1 protein-coding gene is annotated in these 1,079 nt (G+C 58.8%); it reads left to right on the top strand.

Features of this window, described 5'->3' with window-relative positions:
* The coding region (locus H8A95_RS43200) for an autotransporter strand-loop-strand O-heptosyltransferase (protein ID WP_229188475.1) at nt 1-1,079 on the top strand (1,079 nt) is incomplete at both ends.

The following is a 1,079-nucleotide window of genomic DNA, read 5'->3' on the forward strand; positions in this document are numbered from 1 at the left end:
TTCGACTTCAATGACGGTGCGCGAATTGTTTGCCCCCATGGCGAGCAGCCCTGGAAGGTGAGGATTCGCGATCTCGACACCGGCAACGTGCTGTTCGAGACGGAGTTCGCCGGCGGCTATGTCAACAGCAGCAAGCGCTATTACGTTCGCTTCGGAATCGAGGTTTCCCAGCAGGGCGAAACCGTCCTTGACCATGAATACTCGGCGAAAGATCGCAATGTCCTGATCCAGTTTCCGGTCGGGACGCTCGGCGATACGATGGGATGGTTTCCCTACGCCGTGAAGTTCAAGGACAGGCATGGCTGCAAGCTGAGCTGCGCCATGGGGGCGCCGCTGGTCGAACTGTTCCGCGACGCCTATCCGGACATCGAGTTCATCACGCACGAAGAGGTCAAGCCGGAGCGATATTACGCGACCTACAGCGTTGGCTTGTTCTTCGACGACAAGGATTGCGTCTATCAGCCGACCGATTTTCGCCATGTCGGGCTACACCGGACCGCGGGTTATATTCTGGGTGTCGATCCGACCGAGCAGCGGCCGCGCATCGTCATCAAGGACGATCAGAGGCCGATTGCCGAACCTTACGTCTGCATCGCGGTTCAGAGCACCACGCAAAGCAAATACTGGAACAACCCGCATGGCTGGCGCGAGATCGTCAATTTCCTGAAGGCGGCCGGCTACCGGGTGGTCTGCATCGATCAGAAGGCCACGCACGGCACCCAGTTGATCTGGAACCACATTCCGAATGGTGCCGAGGATCAGACCGGCGACAAGCCGCTGGCCGAGCGATTTCGCTACCTGAAGCACGCGGACTTCTTCATCGGCCTGTCCAGCGGCCTGTCGTGGCTTGCATGGGCCTCGGGGACGCCGGTCGTCATGATCAGCGGGTTCACCCATCCGACCAACGAATTCGAAACGCCATACCGGATTGTCAATTTTCACGCGTGCAACAGTTGCTGGAACGACCCGCGGGTGCGTTTCGACCACAAGGATTTCCTGTGGTGCCCGCGGCATGCCAATTCACCCCGGCAATTCGAATGCACTCGGCTCATCACAGCCGATCACGTCAAGCAGATTAT

It is taken from the genome of Bradyrhizobium oropedii (assembly GCF_020889685.1).
Lineage (GTDB): Bacteria > Pseudomonadota > Alphaproteobacteria > Rhizobiales > Xanthobacteraceae > Bradyrhizobium > Bradyrhizobium oropedii.